This window comes from Salmonella sp. FC25216 (assembly GCF_057751355.1).
In genome coordinates, this window is sequence record NZ_JBDGON010000007.1 from 44,277 (window position 1) to 61,045 (window position 16,769).

Below are 16,769 nucleotides of genomic sequence, written 5' to 3' on the forward strand. Positions count from 1 at the left end.
GGCGCTTTACTACGAGGTTTTCTAATTGTTACTCATAGACTGAAGATATTTTTGGCACTGCCAGGATCGGCGATTTATGCCGTGGGTGACTCGCAAATTTAAAACTTACCCTATTGTTTGCACTGTCAGGTTGTTTTATTAGTAAAGATTATTGAGATGATTATTTGATTTTAAATGGCGCGCCCCGCAGGATTCGAACCTACGACCCACGGCTTAGACGTTCCTGGAACGACTTTAGCTAACAACAACTTATCCCATCAACACTGCGCTCACACGTCCCATCTTCGAAAAACATGCAAAGCCTTGCAGCCGATGCAAAGCTTTGTATGTCCCATATATGCCCCATCACATCACCGTTCCATCATCAAACTCCCAGGATACTGGAGGGAAGGAAGTTGAGAAGATTGTGGCCGACGGTTCCGTACCTCATCAGTGCTGTCTGATGTTGTTTGCCCGGGAATATGCTCACCTTGCACCGAACCATTTAACTGAACATACGAGGCAAATTGACTCAATTTTCAGTGATGATGTCCAAAATATGTCCCACCAGGAAAATAAGGAACTTGCAGAAAATAGGTAACTTGCTGAAATATAATGGCACGCCCTGCAGGATTCGAACCTGCGACCCACGGCTTAGAAGGCCGTTGCTCTATCCAACTGAGCTAAGGGCGCCTTGTGAAGTGAAGACTTCGTGTAGACGAAACGCGAGAATTATACGGTCAGGCACTCCTGAGTCAATGGCTTTTGTTCCGGTTGCTGACTAAGTGTACGAATATCGTCTTTTCTGGCGCCACGGCAGGTTCCAGGAAATCGCCTGGACACAACTCAGCACGCATAAAGTGGGAATTAAGGCCGCCAGTATTTAGAAAATCAATAAGTTTCTTTAATATTTTACCATGATTCACCTGCCGTTTAGGATATTTTTTTATGCTGAGTATCGCGATTAAGGAACAAAACAGTCACTTTGAGCATGGTTTGAAAATCATCATGACGCGTCTGGCGAATCAATGGCAGCAGAAAATTTACTTTCTGCCACCAGAAGAGATAGATAATGCCGATATCGCTTTTCTGGCACTGGACGATGATTGGTTCAGCGCAGGTTGTTACCAGATACCCATGCATACCCAACATCAGTTACGGGTGATTATTTGTAATGAATCCGATAAAGAAAAGCTCATGTTCAGGCCATGTCTGTATATGCTGCCGCATATTTACCGGGAAGATGATATTGAAGAAATCACCCGAAAGATGATATTAATTTTGCATAAGCGAGCGCTTCGACATAGCGTCCCTTCTACCATTTGCCACTACTGCACGACTCGTCATTTTTCAGTAACAGAACGTCATCTGTTAAAACTGATCGCCAGTGGTTATCATTTAAGCGAAACGGCCGCTTTACTTTCACTCTCTGAAGAACAGACCAGGTTACTCCGACGGAGCATTATGCGAAAATTACATGTTAAAACAGAGCAGCAGTTTTTAAAGTATATTAGAGTTAATCTTCATTTCTTACTCAGTAAGTAAACTCACTTAATTTTTTACAAGGCTTGCGAAATATCTCATCAATAATTAAGTAACGATACCTACAGGCATTTTTTTAACACTGCCACAATGATGCACATAATACCCTGCCAGATTCATGGGTCGAAAATATATGGCTGCATCTTAAATGCCTGAAGGAGTGTTTGGTGGCACAGGATACTTTATTAAAGGAAAGGATAAATACCCCGAGTCCGACGTCTTCGCCAATACGTCATTCATATCACAGCAACGGGTTGTTAAAATTTGAGCCTATCGTTCATCTCTCAACTGCACAATTAATCGGCTATGAGGTCCTGACTCAACTTCCGTCGGGAAGTGATAGTAAAGCTTTTTTTCAGCAGTTCAGTCAACAGGCGTTACATAATCACTTTTTCCAACAAATAGACACTCTACCTTTCTTCCCTCAAAATAGTAGATATCTTCTGAAGTTACCGGTGAAGGTATTGTTAAATATTGATGTATTACTTTTAAAAGTACGCTCGCATTCATCAAATCTCACTATTGAACAGCAAGACTCTGGCGCTTTTTACACCTTAAGTACAGGTCAGCAGTTTCGCCTCTATGAAAAAATTCAACAACCTGAAACCAGCGGGCTGCCCGTTTGGGTGGATGATATCAATGAAAAAATGTTTGCTACCTTTTCTAACGAAAACTGGCGGTTAAGCGGAGTTAAATTCGATAAAAAAACATTCTGGAACCTTGTATCTGATCCGCAAAAAATGCGCCAGGCTATTCTCATTGGATATAAGATCGCAGCCGATATGCTGATGGAAGGCATTGAAACATCAGAGCAACGAAGCATTGCTTTTTACGCTGGTGCAACGATGGGACAAGGTTATTTATGGCCAGCAATATTACCAGATATATATTAAAGCAATGGAAAAAGCAGGATGCGCAGCGTACCACGCAGGGAAAGACACCGCCGTTCAAGAAATGCCAAAGACTGCGCCTGCCGTTATCACTCTCCAACGCCACAGATATTTGATTGCCTTGAGTTACTGAACCAACAGCTCAATTATGCCTTGCCGGTTGGTATCATTTCCCAGGCAATCATTACAACTGACAGCTACCTGGGATATTCGCTGAGTCGCTACTTATTTTCCGGCAAGCGCACCGCAGCTTTCCGCTCATTAGACGACATTTCTTTGTGGATCGAAGAGGGTTCGCTCAGACAACTGATTGTAGATATGGAGGCGCTACCCATCTCCTGTGTTGAGGCGCTTAAGCAGCTACGTGCGCTCAGTTGGCAACAAAGCGATATACAGATTTACCTGCTGGTATCAGATAAGACCCCCGCTATAGCACAGTTTATCCGTATGGCTGGGCGTTTTTTTGTCCTGTCGCGACGACAAAATCTGGCCTCGTTACGCGAAGCCTTGTTATCAACTGCCGAACCTCGCTTATCGGAAAGCTTTAGCCACACTGACTGGTTGATGATTGAAACTTTAGCGCAAGGCGTCTCTTTAAAAGAAATAGCACGTCAGCAAAGCGTACCTTATCATCGTGTGGTTTACCGGCTTAAACAACTGATCACCCTCCTTAACCTTCCCCACAGGCAAAGCTTTCTTCGGCTAATGCAGCAGCTAAACGTTACTTTCCCCGACATTTTTTAACGAACTAACTTTCTGGTGAATAAGATTTTTTAAGAAATTACTTATTTTCACATCCATGAAATGTAAATGTTTCACATAAAATTAATATTTGCAACTCGTCCTGGTAAGCGATAAAGATTCTCTCCCTACGCCATCCCCTGTCCCTCCTCGTTTCTTGAGGTTTTCAGCGTAAACATCTTTCTTTTGTTACATAACAAACACTAAACAATTAGTTTTTTATATTATTTTTATGCTTAAAAATAATGAATTAATCTTGCTAATATTAATTCCAAAGAAAATAATTCTATAATGCGCGGATTCTATATAACACAACAGAACATCCTACCCGTCATCCATAATTCGCATTTTGCAAGACTTTTCCGAGAAATCAGACCAGGTATAATCCATATTGTTTTTACTTAATCAGAAATTTCTTTTTTATTGGTGCGAAATGGATATTCCTCATATTTATTGCTCTTACGCAAAATAGCCAGTCAACAGGGAGGTCTCATTCTTTAATATTGCTCCACTGTGTGGCGTGTAGATCTGGCTATTTAACAACCTTCAAGGTGTCTGACGCTTATTCTAAAACGAAGGACGCATAACAGTCTGAGGCATACATCAATGAAACCTGCATCTGTTATCATTATGGACGAACACCCTATTGTAAGAATGTCGATCGAAGTTTTACTCGGAAAAAATAGTAATATTCAGGTTGTCCTGAAAACGGATGATAGCCGAACAGCGATAGAGTATCTGCGCACTTATCCTGTCGACCTTGTCATTCTGGATATTGAATTACCGGGTACCGACGGGTTTACCTTACTTAAACGAATCAAATCTATCCAGGAAAATACCCGGATACTTTTTTTATCGTCAAAATCAGAGGCTTTTTATGCTGGAAGAGCAATAAGAGCGGGCGCAAACGGTTTTGTGAGTAAGCGCAAAGATCTCAATGATATTTATAATGCGGTAAAAATGATTTTATCCGGATATTCTTTTTTTCCATCTGAGACGCTTAATTTCATCAGCAGTACCCGTACGCTCAAAGGCGGGCACCATGATATGCCACTTTCTAACCGCGAAGTTACCGTGCTACGTTATCTGGCAAACGGAATGTCTAACAAAGAAATTGCCGAGCAACTTTTATTAAGTAATAAGACTATCAGTGCGCATAAGGCCAATATATTTTCTAAACTTGGCCTTCACTCTATCGTTGAGCTTATCGATTACGCCAAATCACACGAATTATTGTAAACATACTCCCGGCGAATTATCGTTCGGGAGCCACAACAGTGTACATTAATTGTAATTGATCATGAAGGTCGCATCCGCATTAGCAAGACCGGGCTGTACGCCATCTGCTAAGGCGATATAGTTCGCATAGAATTTCAGGGTAGCATTGCCGTTATTGTCAATATCGACGGCCTTGCTGGCCTGTTCAAGTGGCAATCGACGTTGATCGCCATCGCGAATTTCAATCGCCAGTTTTTGCGCCATTGCCGTATCAGCAAGCGCCAATAATGCAGTGTCGGGCGCTGGCGTCCCGGAAAACGTTATAGACGCAGAACCCGGCGGGCAGCCTTCAAGTTTTAGGCTAAATGCTACCGGTTGCGTGACGTCACCGGCAGCGTGAAGCTGTTTTGTCGGCCAGGTGCCGAGGTTAACCGACTTGTTACTGTCGCCCCCAATCACGGCGCAGGTAAAATCCACCACGTTACCGCGCAGTTCAATATTCACTTCGCCCAGAGATGAATTGGCCTGACTCAGCGGGCTGAATAAAACACAACCGATAGCGACGAAAACGCGCCGAAGGATCATAACGCCTCCTTTAATCATAATCGACTCGTAGATAGCCGCGCGCAGTAAACGGCCCTTCGGTCGGTTTATTCCCCGTCACGCTGACTGGCCAGGCGCGGATACTTACGCGAGCGACGGCGTTATCATCAAGACGAAACGGAATTTTACTCGACAAATTATTGGGGATAAGCGGCGTGCCGTTGCTATTAGCAACCACAAAGCCTAAATCCGGATTATCGGACACCATCGCCTGCCCTGAGGCCTTTTCGGCTTCAAGCCGCATCGATAAATAGGCCTGCGCCGCGACGTTGGTACATTTGATGGCAATGGTTTTCGTTTGCGGCGTGACGCCTTGCGGACGATTACCCGTCCCCGCCTGACTAAATAACGACGCGCCAATATCGCCGAAATCAAACTCCACTACCTGTCCGGCATTCACTTCACAGTTTTGCGGTACTTCCACTCTACCGCTGTAGCTAATGGTATACACTGGCGTGCTCAACGCGTCGCCGGTAGAGGTCGTCACATAGACACTAAACATCGTCTGGCGAGGGATTGTCACCATATTAATAAAAGGCCGTATCACTTTTAATTTAAAAACCAGCTTTGAGTCCTGCACGCCGAACGGCCTTTGCTGCGACACATTAGAGTCGACCCCCATGCGAATATAGTTACGGGGCGGATAAAATACACCAGCGACACTATCGGTGATGCTCATCGCGCCCAGAAGGTAGTCATTCAGCTTGAGGTATTTAAAATTTCCCTCGGTGCTTTTTACCGGTAATTCTGATACATAGCTTCGGTAGGTATAATTCACTGTTGTCCCGGCCGGGCACGTCGCGTTTACGCCGACCCAACCTGATTTTTCCGGCAGCGTAACCACCTGTCCCGGCTGATTATTGCCGCTGGTGAAAACATCTGACAGGTCGTAAAAGATATCGGTCGCCGTCCCGTTTGAATTGCGGCAAACCGTCGCCAGCGCGGGATGGGTGAAAAAGAGCGCAGTCCCCGCCAGCAATAGCGCTGAGTATATTTTCATCTCTATTTTTCCTTTATGACGACGGACGGATACAGGTCGCGCTGGCTAGCGTAATCGCCTGCTTCAGGCTATTCTCCGCCAGGGCGTAGGGGGCGATACAACGCGCGTTTTTCCCCTCTCCCCACTGGATGAACAGTTCACCTTTTAGCGGTAAGCCGCTCAGATAAATTTGCCCGTCATCGCCGACCATACTGGTAATGCCACTGGCGGTTTCTCGTACTATCGCGCCAAACGGTAACGGACGGCCGCCAAGCCTCGCGGTAATGATTGCCCTTACGCCTATCCGCGTATCAAAAGCGGTCCGCACCAGCGCGCCCTCAGTCGGCACCACGCTGCTGACGTTATTCTCGACATCGGTATGGTTATCCATCGTGTTGGTATCTAACGCGACGCGGTTATAGCGATATACCGTGGCGTAGGGCATTACCGCATAGCCCCGCCAGTCCGTTTTCACGCCGGTCTGGTTTTCGATGCGCACGCCTTTCGCTCCCGGCGCTTTAATCAAGACATTGGTATCGCCCAACGGTTGGCTAAACGTCATACCATCCGCATGACCGACCACACCGCCGGAAAGTTGCCAGTTATAGTCATGCTGATCGCGATCGTAGTTATATCCTACGCCCAGCGTGCCATACGTCGCCTGCCAGTTAGCGCTGGCGCTGCCGCTATAACCATTGGTACTGCTACGCCCCTGCGTCACGCTGTAGCTCAGATTACGTCCTTCCAGAAGCGTGCCGCCCACGCCGGTCTGCCAGCTATTGTCGCCGTCGCGGTTGCGGTTGGCGTTAAACGTAACATAAGTACGATCGAGAATAGTGTCGCGCGCATAGCGCCGTCCGGTCAGAACGCTAAACGGAACGGACATATTGAATGCCAGAATGCGATCGGCGCCAGAGATCCCCACCGACTCGTTCCACGACCATGACAGCGAATAACTCATGCCTTGCCACCCACTGGCGTATCCTAACTGATACCAGGTATTGGTATCCGCCGTATTCCAGTAATTTTGTTGACTGCCGGAAAGATACAGTGACCCGTAATCACCCAAGTTTTGCGAAATATTGACCTGAAAGCGGCCTTTTTTGCTGTAACTAAGATTGTGGTAGCTCTGCGCCACCGGCACTTTGTGGCGGCGTCCGTCGCTATCGTATTCGTAGTCGTACCCTTCCATACTGCGGTATGCCACATCATCCAGGGTATAAAATCCGCGCGTGGAATAGCGGTAGCCCAGCAATTGAAAATTAGTCCCGTAGTTATTCAGCGATTTGGCGTACAGAAAACGCAGCGATTGCCCCTGATGGGTACTGTCATCTGCCAGTTGGCTATGCGCATGTGTGATATCGATCGACACGGCGCCCCAGTCGCCCAAATTTCTCCCCGCCCCGACCACCACGGCGCGGTAACGATCGGCAAGTTGCGTACCGCCGTAAACCGTCATTCCCGCAGGCAGGCCGGCAATCACCGTTCCCTGGAAAAAGAATGGCGAAGACTGCTGACTATTGCCGCTGCGAAAATCCCCGGCCACCAGGTCATACTTCACCCTTCCCTCACGCTGCAATAGCGGAACGGTAGAGTAAGGCACCGTGTAACGTTGTTGGCTACCGTCTTTTTCATCTACCGTCACCTCAAGGTCGCCACTGGAAGAGGTGGGATTGAGATCGGTAATCGCAAACGCGCCCGGCGACACATAGCTTTGGTAGATAACATATCCGTTCTGTCGTATTGTCAGCTTTGCCGCCGTCCGGGCGATCCCTCTGACCGTGGGCGCATAGCCCTGTAGGCTATCGGGATACATATTGTCAGCAGAGTACAGACGCGCTCCGCGAAAGCCGACGCTGTCGAAAACATCGTTCCCGGTATTGCTGTCCCCCATGACCAGCTCGCTTTTCAGCGGAATGATGGCGCGCTGTACCCAGGTGCCAATGTTGTTCCAGCGTTGCGAATGATAGCCATCCCCTTTCGAATAGTTCCAGGCTCCGTTATTACGCAGCCGCCAGGGGCCATAGTTCAAACCGCTCAGCAGACTCAAAAAATAGCTATCGCTGTCTGTTCCGCGGCTACCGGTAAAACTGTAATTAATGAGTGCGGCGGGTATCCCTTCATCCCACTCCTCCGGCGGGATATATCCACGCGCGCTGTTGAGCATTGACGCCTGCGGCAAGCTAATATTTAAGCGCATCGACGCGAAATCGAACGCGATCTCCGCGCCCGGAATTTTCTCAGGAAGGTGAATACACGTGGTATCGACGCCTTTATCTGAGACCGAAAACGCCGCGGTATTTACGCCCAGCCGTTTAATCCACTCCGGTGTAAAACAAGGCATCAGGCCACCGGATTTATCGCCGGTACCCACTGTGCCAGCCTCAAAACGAATATCCTGCGTCGCTACGAATTCGTCGTTACGCCAGATATCTACCCGGTAGATACCGGGCGGCTGATGATTACCTTTTTCAAAGCGAGATAAATCCGCCACGGACGCGGTATCCGCCGACAAAAACGCAGGGTTGAAATAACTTTCGCCGCGGCTCGTCAGCGGATACAGCGTCGCCAGTACCGACAGCGCTACGCCGCTTAACGGTGACACATAGCCAGGAAATCGTCCTGCAAACCAGGTTGTCTTCTTCATCGTTTTCTCGTGTGGCTTCACGCATCCTGCTTAACCGAGACTGGCCGTTGTCGCCGTCGTCAATGCGCCGTAATCATTGACGGTCTGAAATGTCACGCTGCCCTGCGCGCCAGCCGGTAAGGGAATTTGCACGTCGCTTTTTGGCGCGATCATCACGTTATCGATCTTTTTCGCACCCATGCTGATATTGACCAGAGTGAGGTAATAAGCAGATGGGTTGGTTATCTTGAGATGGTTGCCGACACGGGAAAATTTCAGCAAGGTCGGCGCGTCCTCCGGCGTCTGCGGCAAATTCGCCGGACGCACGAACAGTTTAATGCGCGACAGAATCGCCAGTTGCAGAACGTTTTTTCCTTCGATATGACTTTTATCTACCGACGGGATGGCTTTCACGTTCATCCAGAATAACGACTCCCGATCCACGGGTAGCGGTTGCCCGGCGTAGATAATACGCAGCGTGTTTTCGCTTTTTGGTTCGCTGACGAATAAAGGCGGTGTAACGATAAACGTTTTTTCTTTCTGCCCGGCGCTATTTTCGATCCATGAATTGACGAGGTAACGTTCTTTAGTATCGCTATTACTGATTGCCAGAGAAGTCTGTTTCGCCGCCGAGGGATAAATAACGCGCGTGGCGCCTAATGCAATCCCCCCCGCCGCCTGTACGTTCAGTGAGGTAAATAGCGTGAGAAGAACAATAAACCCTAATTTTATACTATTCAGCATGGTAAAAAATACCTTTTGCATTGAGTCACGTCGGCAAGAAAAATCACGGGTAAACTAGTGTAAACCACACTTCTGAATGAATTCGTCCCGGCGTCATATTTTCTGAAATTGCCCGATAGCGGGCGGTAAAATGCAAAGTCATTTCTTGCGTTAAAATGGGCGCGTAATGAAGCGGTAACGTGTTAGGTATGATTTGTCGCTGCTGGTCATCAAATAACGCCAGGCCGATTCCGGCATTACCGATACCTTCGCCACTGGCCAGAAAAACATGGGGATCTTCCGCAGGCGTAACGCCGGCAAACGCAATGCCGACATGACGCCAGACCTCCGCGCTACAGGAGATTAACCGTAACGAAAATGGAACGCTGACGGGAGCGAAGCTGCCAGGACCGGTAAACGTATTCGTACGGTACTGTCCCATCAATACGCGCAAATCCTGGCTTTCAGTGGCGACAGCGCAGCCGCCATTGACCAGTTGTCCGCGCAGGTGAACATGCCCGCTCTCCACAATTACCGGCTGCGCAATGACGGGCGACATCAAAATAAGCCCCACTAGCGCCGCGCCTTTCCTTATCATCTGTATGTTCTCTTTTATCCCCGATAGCCTCTTCCATTGAGGCGCCTTCCTTCCCTGGCGTCTCCTGACGGGATTATTCGTATTTCATGATAAAGGTGGCATCGGCATTAGCCTGGCCTGGCGTCGTGTCGGCGGCAGTTGCCTTATAGCGTGCGGTAAAACGCAGCGTATTGGTACCTTCAACCAACGACTGCTTCGCCGAGAAAGTCGCGCCGTCCGGCTTCAACGGTGAGGAGGTATTATCAAGAATCTCAATCCCAACGCCGGTCGCGGTGGTGCTATTGTCCGCAGAGGAGACAGCCAGCAAATTATTGTTGGTGTTATCTGTCTGACCAGAGAAGGCAACGGCAGCGGTGGCCGCCACTTTCGGATCGCAGTCATTCAGGACGATGGTGAAAGGTACCTGTGCGGTCGTATCGCCAATCGCCGTAAAGCTGGCGGTACGGTATTGCCCCAGAGTCACCGTTTGATCGGCGGATTTAGTGCTAACGGCACAGGCGGCATTAACCAGTTTACCTTCGAAATGAATAGTACCGCCGCTCACGCTCACTGGAGTAGGATCAGCCGCAACCGCTGCGCCAGCGACAAACATCAGACTCGCAATGGTAGAAGTCATTAATTTATGTTTCATGGATTTCCCTTGAATTACACACACCCGGTTCTGGCATCCTGTCGGCTCCGTTTGAATTATTATCGACATAGCATGTCAGAAAAGTTATCTCTTCATCCTGTAAAGATAGATATCGCAAATTAATTAGCTTTCTGTTTCTCCCCTGAGTATCAGATGCAATAATTAATTTCTGCGAATATGACATTTTGTCACGGTAATAAATTAAACATTTCGATAAATAAAAAATAGCCGCAAACTCTTTTAATGACCTAAGCTAATTCTTATTAGGATATAAGAAGGGTCTAATCTTATTTTGTATAAAATATTGCGTTATGCCGTCTGGTGCTATTAACGACGAGGGATAACGTTAACCATGAACAGGGTGATAAATTGTTTCTTTTTGGTTAATCGTGGCGCACCCACGGGTCACGTATCACCGTCGTCAACGGAGGAGATAGACGTCGTATTCGCATCGGAAACACAAACGTTAACTGACAGCGAGGCTCGCTTCTGACAAAATAGCGCTATCCCCTTTGACTTGAAGTAACAGATGGAATCCTCTCTCTGATGGCAGCAAAGATTATTGACGGTAAAACGATTGCGCAGCAGGTGCGATCTGAGGTTGCTCAAAAAGTTCAGGCACGCGTCGCAGCAGGTCTTCGCGCTCCCGGCCTGGCTGTGGTGCTGGTCGGCAGCAACCCAGCCTCACAGATTTATGTGGCAAGCAAACGCAAAGCGTGCGACGAAGTGGGGTTCGTCTCCCGCTCCTATGACCTGCCGGAAACCACCAGCGAAGCCGAACTGCTGGCACTTATCGATACTCTGAATGCAGATAACACGATCGACGGTATTCTGGTGCAGTTGCCTTTACCGGCAGGTATCGACAACGTTAAAGTGCTGGAGCGTATCGCGCCAGATAAAGACGTAGACGGTTTTCATCCTTATAACGTCGGTCGTCTGTGCCAGCGAGCACCGCGCCTGCGTCCCTGTACGCCCCGCGGTATTGTGACCCTGCTTGAGCGTTACGACATTGATACCTACGGCCTGAATGCGGTGGTCATTGGCGCATCCAATATCGTTGGACGCCCGATGAGCATGGAGCTGCTGCTGGCTGGCTGTACGACTACCGTCACGCACCGCTTTACCAGAGATCTGCGTCATCATGTCGAGCATGCTGATTTGCTCATTGTCGCCGTAGGTAAACCGGGCTTTATTCCCGGCGAATGGATTAAAGAAGGCGCGATTGTGATTGATGTCGGTATTAACCGTCTGGAAAATGGCAAAGTCGTTGGCGATGTCGTGTTTGAAGAAGCCGCGGCGCGCGCGTCATACATCACGCCAGTTCCGGGCGGCGTCGGCCCGATGACGGTCGCCACGCTTATCGAAAACACGCTGCAGGCGTGCATTGAATATCACGATCCACAAGGAAAATAACATGGCGACATTCTCTTTAGGCAAGCACCCGCACGTTGAACTGTGCGATCTGCTCAAGCTGGAAGGCTGGAGCGAAAGCGGCGCGCAGGCAAAAATCGCTATTGCCGACGGGTTGGTTAAGGTTGATGGTGCGGTTGAAACGCGTAAACGCTGCAAAATTGTCGCCGGGCAAACCGTTAGCTTTGAAGGCCAAAGTGTAAAAGTCACCGCCTGAGTTGCGGCGGTGAATGCGCCAGATGGCGACTAACGCTTTATCCGGTCTACGATACGATGAACGGTAGGCCGGATAAGACGCCTTGCGTCGCTATCCGGCAATACGGCAATTACTTACGTCGCCAGGTGGTACCCTGCGGGCCATCTTCCAGAATAATGCCCATTTCAGTGAGATGATCGCGCGCCGCGTCCGCCGCCGCCCAGTCTTTCGCTTTACGGGCATCCAGACGCTGTTGAATCAAGGCTTCAATTTCCGCTACTTCATCGTCATCCGCCTGCGCGCCGCTTTGCAGGAAAACATCCGGCTCCTGTTCCAGCAGTCCCAGCACGCCGGAAATCTTCCGCAGATGAGACGCCATCGCATTCGCAGCGGTCATATCTTCACCCTTGAGACGGTTGACTTCACGCGCCATATCAAACAGGACGGAGTAGGCTTCCGGCGTATTGAAATCGTCATTCATTGCCTGCACGAAACGCGCTTCGAACGCCTCGCCGCCCGCCGGGGCCGCTGATTTATCCGTTCCGCGCAACGCAGTGTATAACCGCTCCAGCGAGGCGCGCGCCTGCTTGAGGTTCTCTTCGCTGTAGTTCAGTTGGCTACGGTAATGCCCGGACATCAGGAAGTAGCGCACGGTTTCCGCATCGTAGTATTTCAGCACGTCGCGCACGGTAAAGAAGTTGCCCAGCGATTTGGACATTTTCTCGCGATCCACCATCACCATGCCGGAGTGCATCCAGTAGTTGACGTATTCACCATCATGCGCGCAGGTAGACTGGGCAATCTCGTTTTCATGGTGCGGGAACATCAGATCGGAACCGCCGCCGTGAATATCAAAATGGTTGCCCAGTTGCTTGCAGTTCATCGCCGAACATTCAATGTGCCAGCCCGGACGCCCTTCGCCCCACGGCGACGGCCAGCTCGGCTCGCCCTCTTTCGACATCTTCCACAGCACGAAGTCCATCGGGTTACGCTTCACGTCAACCACATCCACGCGCGCGCCCGCCTGAAGCTGCTCAAGATCCTGACGAGAAAGCTGCCCATAAGTCGGATCGGTCGGTACATCAAACATTACATCGCCGTTATCCGCCACATAGGCGTGCCCTTTCTCGATTAAAGTTCGGGTGATCTCGATAATTTCCTGAATATGGTGCGTCGCACGCGGCTCGCTGTCCGGACGCAGAATATTCAGCGCGTCGAAGTCCTGATGCATTTCCGCAATCATTCTGTCGACCAGCGCGACAAAACTTTCGCCATTTTCATTGGCGCGCTTAATGATTTTATCGTCGATATCGGTAATGTTACGCACATACTTCAGCTTATAGCCGAGAAAACGCAAATAACGCGCGACAATGTCAAAAGCGACAAACGTGCGCCCGTGGCCAATGTGGCAGAGATCGTAAACGGTGATACCACACACGTACATGCCGACTTCCCCGGCATGAATGGGTTTGAATTCCTCTTTTTGGCGCGTCAGTGTATTAAAAATTTTTAACATCGAAGATTCCGTATAGACGTGTGTGGGTAATAATCTCCGTATCATACATATTATTCGTAATCGAAGCAGCACACTTTGCAAGGTGATCGCAGCTTACGGTTATGCTATAACAAGCCCCTATATGGGCCCCATTGCGGGCTAAAGCACCACTCTATTGGAACAGGATGCAAAAATGGTTACTTTCCACACTAATCACGGCGATATCGTAATCAAAACCTTTGACGATAAAGCGCCTGAAACAGTTAAAAACTTCCTGGACTATTGCCGCGAAGGTTTTTACAACAACACCATTTTCCACCGTGTGATTAACGGTTTTATGATTCAGGGCGGCGGCTTTGAGCCGGGCATGAAACAGAAAGCCACCAAAGAAGCGATCAAAAACGAAGCCAACAACGGTCTGAAAAATACCCGTGGTACGCTGGCAATGGCGCGTACTCAGGCGCCACACTCCGCTACCGCGCAGTTCTTCATCAACGTGGCAGACAACGACTTCCTGAACTTCTCCGGCGAAAGTCTGCAAGGCTGGGGCTACTGCGTCTTTGCGGAAGTCGTAGAGGGTATGGACGTGGTAGATAAAATCAAAGGCATCGCCACTGGCCGTAGCGGTATGCACCAGGACGTACCAAAAGAAGACGTCATCATTGAAAACGTGACCGTCAGCGAGTAATCGTGGCGACACTGTTTATTGCCGATCTACATCTGCAAACGGAAGAACCGGCGATCGTCGCCGGTTTTCTGCGTTTTTTAGCCGCGGAAGCCCGTCAGGCCGACGCGCTGTATATTCTTGGCGATCTCTTCGAGGCCTGGATTGGCGATGACTCCCCTAATCCGTTACATCGAGAGATAGCCGCCGCCATCAAAGCGGTGGTGGATTTTGGCGTTCCCTGCTTCTTTATTCATGGTAATCGCGACTTCCTGATTGGCAAGCGGTTTGCCCGCGAAAGCGGCATGACGCTACTGCCGCAGGAAAAGGTCCTCGACCTGTATGGCCGCAACGTGTTGATCATGCACGGCGATACGCTCTGTACCGATGATGCCAGTTATCAGGCGTTTCGCGCCAAAGTCCATAATCCGTGGGTTCAACGACTGTTCCTTACCCTGCCGCTGTTTATCCGCCGCCGTATCGCCGCCAGAATGCGCGCCGGCAGTAAAGCCGCCAACAGCAGCAAATCGCTGGATATTATGGACGTCAATTCGCAGGCCGTCGTCGCCGAAATGGAGAAACACCGCGTACAGTGGCTGATTCACGGTCACACCCACCGCCCGGCAGTGCATGAACTTTCCGCCAACGGCCAGCCCGCGTTCCGCGTGGTGTTAGGTGCATGGCACCATGAAGGTTCAATGGTAAAAGTCACGCCGGACAATGTTGAGTTAATCGCCTTCCCCTTGTAAATATTCGTCGAATCGTCCGTTACGGCGCGCACGCAACCGTTTTCCTTGCCCGATTATCATGCTATTCTCTGACACCTCAAAAGCAGCGTGTCCCGCACCACAGGAGTTTTAAGACGCATGTCTTCCCGCAATAATCCGGCGCGTGTCGCCATCGTGATGGGGTCCAAAAGCGACTGGGCTACCATGCAATTCGCCGCCGAAATTTTTGAAATTCTGGATGTTCCGCACCATGTAGAAGTGGTTTCCGCCCATCGAACCCCCGATAAACTGTTCAGCTTCGCCGAAACGGCGGAAGACAACGGGTATCAAGTGATTATTGCCGGCGCGGGCGGCGCGGCGCACCTGCCGGGAATGATTGCGGCAAAAACGCTGATACCGGTACTCGGCGTGCCGGTACAAAGCGCTGCGCTAAGCGGCGTGGATAGCCTTTACTCCATTGTGCAGATGCCGCGCGGCATTCCGGTGGGTACACTGGCGATCGGCAAAGCCGGGGCGGCGAACGCCGCGCTGCTGGCAGCGCAAATTTTGGCTACGCATGATAGTGAGCTGCATCAGCGCCTGAGCGACTGGCGCAAAGCGCAAACCGATGAAGTTCTGAAAAATCCCGATCCGCGGGGGACGCTATGAAGCAAGTTTGCGTTCTCGGCAACGGACAACTGGGCCGAATGCTGCGCCAGGCGGGCGAACCGCTGGGTATCGCCGTCTGGCCGGTTGGCCTGGATGCAGAGCCTACCGCCGTTCCGGTACAGCAGAGCGTCATTACCGCAGAGATTGAGCGCTGGCCGGAAACCGCGCTTACCCGTGAGCTGGCGCGCCACCCGGCATTTGTCAATCGCGATGTATTTCCGATCATCGCCGACCGTCTGACACAAAAACAGCTTTTCGATAAACTGGGACTGGCGACCGCCCCCTGGGAACGGTTGACGGATAAAGGCCAATGGTCTGGTCTGTTCAATAAACTGGGCGAACTGGCGATTGTTAAGCGTCGCGTTGGCGGCTACGACGGCCGCGGGCAGTGGCGTCTACACGCGGACGAAACCGGGCAACTACCGGATGACTGCTATGGCGAATGTATTGTTGAGCGCGGCATCCGTTTTTCCGGCGAAGTGTCGTTAGTTGGCGCGCGTGCTCACGACGGCAGCACCGTGTTTTACCCGCTGACGCACAATTTGCATCAGGACGGTATCTTGCGGACCAGCGTCGCGTTCCCACAGGCGAACGCCGAACAGCAGGAGCAGGCGGAATCGATGTTGTCAGCAATTATGCAGGCGCTGAACTACGTCGGCGTAATGGCGATGGAGTGTTTCATCACGCCGGAAGGCCTGTTAATTAATGAACTGGCGCCGCGCGTGCATAACAGCGGACACTGGACGCAAAATGGCGCCAGCATCAGTCAGTTTGAATTGCATCTGCGCGCGATTACCGGCCTGCCGTTGCCCGCGCCGGTGATTAACGCCCCGTCGGTGATGATCAATCTGATCGGCAGCGAGCTGAATTACGACTGGCTGAAGCTGCCGCTGATACATCTGCACTGGTATGATAAAGCGGTACGTCCGGGGCGAAAAGTCGGCCATCTGAATCTGACCGACAGCGATACGTCACGTCTTAGCGCCACCCTGGAAGCGCTCTCTCCGCTCCTGCCGCCAGAATACGCCAGCGGCATTATCTGGGCGCAAAGTAAGCTTAAATAACACATAAAATGCCGGGAGAATGATCTTCCCCTTT

Annotated in this window: 17 protein-coding genes, 1 tRNA gene and 1 pseudogene; 11 read left to right on the forward strand and 8 right to left on the reverse strand. The window is 50.3% G+C overall.

Annotation, left to right across the window (positions count from 1 at the left end; genetic code table 11):
* Positions 1–355: 355 nt before the first annotated feature.
* Positions 356–580: pseudogene (locus AC3G3F_RS14960) on the forward strand (hypothetical protein); the annotation flags it as partial.
* A 15-nt stretch (positions 581–595) separates the two neighbouring features.
* On the opposite strand, the gene AC3G3F_RS14965 reads toward AC3G3F_RS14960, so the two are convergent.
* A tRNA-Arg gene (locus AC3G3F_RS14965) sits at positions 596–672 on the reverse strand.
* A gap of 255 nt (positions 673–927) precedes the next feature.
* Here AC3G3F_RS14965 and fimW point away from each other — a divergent pair.
* The 4 genes from fimW (at position 928) to fimZ (ending at position 4,391) form a co-directional block, all read left to right on the forward strand.
* Positions 928–1,524 (forward strand): fimbria biosynthesis transcriptional regulator FimW, encoded by a 597-nt coding sequence (gene fimW / locus AC3G3F_RS14970; RefSeq protein WP_053529260.1) that lies wholly within the window; start codon positions 928–930, stop codon positions 1,522–1,524.
* A 164-nt stretch (positions 1,525–1,688) separates the two neighbouring features.
* Positions 1,689–2,414 carry an EAL domain-containing protein gene (locus AC3G3F_RS14975; RefSeq protein ID WP_223555693.1) on the forward strand — a complete coding sequence of 242 codons (726 nt, stop codon included), beginning with the start codon at positions 1,689–1,691 and terminating at the stop codon, positions 2,412–2,414.
* A gap of 18 nt (positions 2,415–2,432) precedes the next feature.
* Complete coding sequence (fimY, locus tag AC3G3F_RS14980) at positions 2,433–3,155, forward strand: fimbria biosynthesis regulator FimY (RefSeq protein WP_053529259.1); 723 nt, start codon at positions 2,433–2,435, stop codon at positions 3,153–3,155.
* Positions 3,156–3,758: 603 nt separating this feature from the next.
* Positions 3,759–4,391: a fimbria biosynthesis transcriptional regulator FimZ gene (gene fimZ, locus AC3G3F_RS14985; protein WP_023246744.1), complete on the forward strand. Its 633-nt coding sequence runs from the start codon at positions 3,759–3,761 to the stop codon at positions 4,389–4,391.
* A gap of 45 nt (positions 4,392–4,436) precedes the next feature.
* Here fimZ and sfmF read toward each other — a convergent pair whose 3' ends face one another.
* The 6 genes from sfmF to fimA all read right to left on the reverse strand — a co-directional run bounded on the left by sfmF (position 4,437) and on the right by fimA (position 10,530).
* Positions 4,437–4,955 (reverse strand): fimbria assembly protein, encoded by a 519-nt coding sequence (sfmF, locus tag AC3G3F_RS14990; protein WP_488395253.1) that lies wholly within the window; start codon positions 4,953–4,955, stop codon positions 4,437–4,439.
* A 10-nt stretch (positions 4,956–4,965) separates the two neighbouring features.
* Positions 4,966–5,973, reverse strand: coding sequence for a type 1 fimbria D-mannose specific adhesin FimH (gene fimH / locus AC3G3F_RS14995; RefSeq protein ID WP_023246742.1), 1,008 nt, complete (start codon positions 5,971–5,973; stop codon positions 4,966–4,968).
* Between the two features lie 13 nt (positions 5,974–5,986).
* Positions 5,987–8,599 (reverse strand): fimbrial biogenesis usher protein, encoded by a 2,613-nt coding sequence (locus tag AC3G3F_RS15000; RefSeq protein WP_488395255.1) that lies wholly within the window; start codon positions 8,597–8,599, stop codon positions 5,987–5,989.
* A 30-nt stretch (positions 8,600–8,629) separates the two neighbouring features.
* A complete protein-coding gene (fimC, locus tag AC3G3F_RS15005) occupies positions 8,630–9,322 on the reverse strand; it encodes a type 1 fimbria chaperone FimC (protein ID WP_023246740.1) in 693 nt (230 codons plus the stop codon).
* 43 nt (positions 9,323–9,365) lie between these two features.
* On the reverse strand, positions 9,366–9,899 hold the full coding sequence (gene fimI / locus AC3G3F_RS15010; protein WP_023246739.1) for a type 1 fimbrial protein subunit FimI: 534 nt from the start codon (positions 9,897–9,899) through the stop codon (positions 9,366–9,368).
* Between the two features lie 73 nt (positions 9,900–9,972).
* Entirely contained in the window at positions 9,973–10,530 is a 558-nt protein-coding gene (gene fimA, locus AC3G3F_RS15015) for a type 1 fimbrial protein subunit FimA (RefSeq protein WP_023246738.1), read from the reverse strand.
* Positions 10,531–11,076: 546 nt separating this feature from the next.
* Here fimA and folD point away from each other — a divergent pair.
* Together folD and ybcJ are read left to right on the forward strand one after the other, a co-directional pair.
* Entirely contained in the window at positions 11,077–11,943 is an 867-nt protein-coding gene (folD, locus tag AC3G3F_RS15020) for a bifunctional methylenetetrahydrofolate dehydrogenase/methenyltetrahydrofolate cyclohydrolase FolD (RefSeq protein ID WP_085347737.1), read from the forward strand.
* 1 nt (position 11,944) lies between these two features.
* Complete coding sequence (ybcJ, locus tag AC3G3F_RS15025) at positions 11,945–12,157, forward strand: ribosome-associated protein YbcJ (RefSeq protein WP_000190276.1); 213 nt, start codon at positions 11,945–11,947, stop codon at positions 12,155–12,157.
* Between the two features lie 109 nt (positions 12,158–12,266).
* Here the strand turns inward: ybcJ and cysS are convergent, their stop codons facing one another.
* Positions 12,267–13,652 carry a cysteine--tRNA ligase gene (gene cysS, locus AC3G3F_RS15030; protein ID WP_488395258.1) on the reverse strand — a complete coding sequence of 462 codons (1,386 nt, stop codon included), beginning with the start codon at positions 13,650–13,652 and terminating at the stop codon, positions 12,267–12,269.
* Positions 13,653–13,824: 172 nt separating this feature from the next.
* On the opposite strand from cysS, the gene ppiB reads away from it, so the two are divergent.
* From ppiB to purK, 4 genes are all read left to right on the forward strand, one after another.
* On the forward strand, positions 13,825–14,319 hold the full coding sequence (gene ppiB, locus AC3G3F_RS15035; RefSeq protein ID WP_023246735.1) for a peptidylprolyl isomerase B: 495 nt from the start codon (positions 13,825–13,827) through the stop codon (positions 14,317–14,319).
* A gap of 2 nt (positions 14,320–14,321) precedes the next feature.
* A complete protein-coding gene (gene lpxH / locus AC3G3F_RS15040) occupies positions 14,322–15,044 on the forward strand; it encodes a UDP-2,3-diacylglucosamine diphosphatase (RefSeq protein ID WP_023246734.1) in 723 nt (240 codons plus the stop codon).
* A 117-nt stretch (positions 15,045–15,161) separates the two neighbouring features.
* Complete coding sequence (purE, locus tag AC3G3F_RS15045; RefSeq protein WP_488395260.1) at positions 15,162–15,671, forward strand: 5-(carboxyamino)imidazole ribonucleotide mutase; 510 nt, start codon at positions 15,162–15,164, stop codon at positions 15,669–15,671.
* A complete protein-coding gene (purK, locus tag AC3G3F_RS15050; protein WP_053508502.1) occupies positions 15,668–16,735 on the forward strand; it encodes a 5-(carboxyamino)imidazole ribonucleotide synthase in 1,068 nt (355 codons plus the stop codon). Before purE ends, purK begins: the two co-directional genes overlap by 4 nt.
* Positions 16,736–16,769: the final 34 nt, after the last annotated feature.

What these genes read in the sequence shown, in the direction of transcription:
- fimW (WP_053529260.1), top strand. Translation starts at nt 928, where the DNA reads ATGCTGAGTATCGCGATTAAGGAACAAAACAGTCACTTTGAGCATGGT.
- fimY (WP_053529259.1), top strand. Translation starts at nt 2,433, where the DNA reads ATGCGCAGCGTACCACGCAGGGAAAGACACCGCCGTTCAAGAAATGCC.
- fimZ (WP_023246744.1), top strand. Translation starts at nt 3,759, where the DNA reads ATGAAACCTGCATCTGTTATCATTATGGACGAACACCCTATTGTAAGA.
- sfmF (WP_488395253.1), bottom strand. Translation starts at nt 4,955, where the DNA reads ATGATCCTTCGGCGCGTTTTCGTCGCTATCGGTTGTGTTTTATTCAGC.
- fimH (WP_023246742.1), bottom strand. Translation starts at nt 5,973, where the DNA reads ATGAAAATATACTCAGCGCTATTGCTGGCGGGGACTGCGCTCTTTTTC.
- AC3G3F_RS15000 (WP_488395255.1), bottom strand. Translation starts at nt 8,599, where the DNA reads ATGAAGAAGACAACCTGGTTTGCAGGACGATTTCCTGGCTATGTGTCA.
- fimC (WP_023246740.1), bottom strand. Translation starts at nt 9,322, where the DNA reads ATGCTGAATAGTATAAAATTAGGGTTTATTGTTCTTCTCACGCTATTT.
- fimI (WP_023246739.1), bottom strand. Translation starts at nt 9,899, where the DNA reads ATGATAAGGAAAGGCGCGGCGCTAGTGGGGCTTATTTTGATGTCGCCC.
- fimA (WP_023246738.1), bottom strand. Translation starts at nt 10,530, where the DNA reads ATGAAACATAAATTAATGACTTCTACCATTGCGAGTCTGATGTTTGTC.
- folD (WP_085347737.1), top strand. Translation starts at nt 11,077, where the DNA reads ATGGCAGCAAAGATTATTGACGGTAAAACGATTGCGCAGCAGGTGCGA.
- ybcJ (WP_000190276.1), top strand. Translation starts at nt 11,945, where the DNA reads ATGGCGACATTCTCTTTAGGCAAGCACCCGCACGTTGAACTGTGCGAT.
- cysS (WP_488395258.1), bottom strand. Translation starts at nt 13,652, where the DNA reads ATGTTAAAAATTTTTAATACACTGACGCGCCAAAAAGAGGAATTCAAA.
- ppiB (WP_023246735.1), top strand. Translation starts at nt 13,825, where the DNA reads ATGGTTACTTTCCACACTAATCACGGCGATATCGTAATCAAAACCTTT.
- purE (WP_488395260.1), top strand. Translation starts at nt 15,162, where the DNA reads ATGTCTTCCCGCAATAATCCGGCGCGTGTCGCCATCGTGATGGGGTCC.
- purK (WP_053508502.1), top strand. Translation starts at nt 15,668, where the DNA reads ATGAAGCAAGTTTGCGTTCTCGGCAACGGACAACTGGGCCGAATGCTG.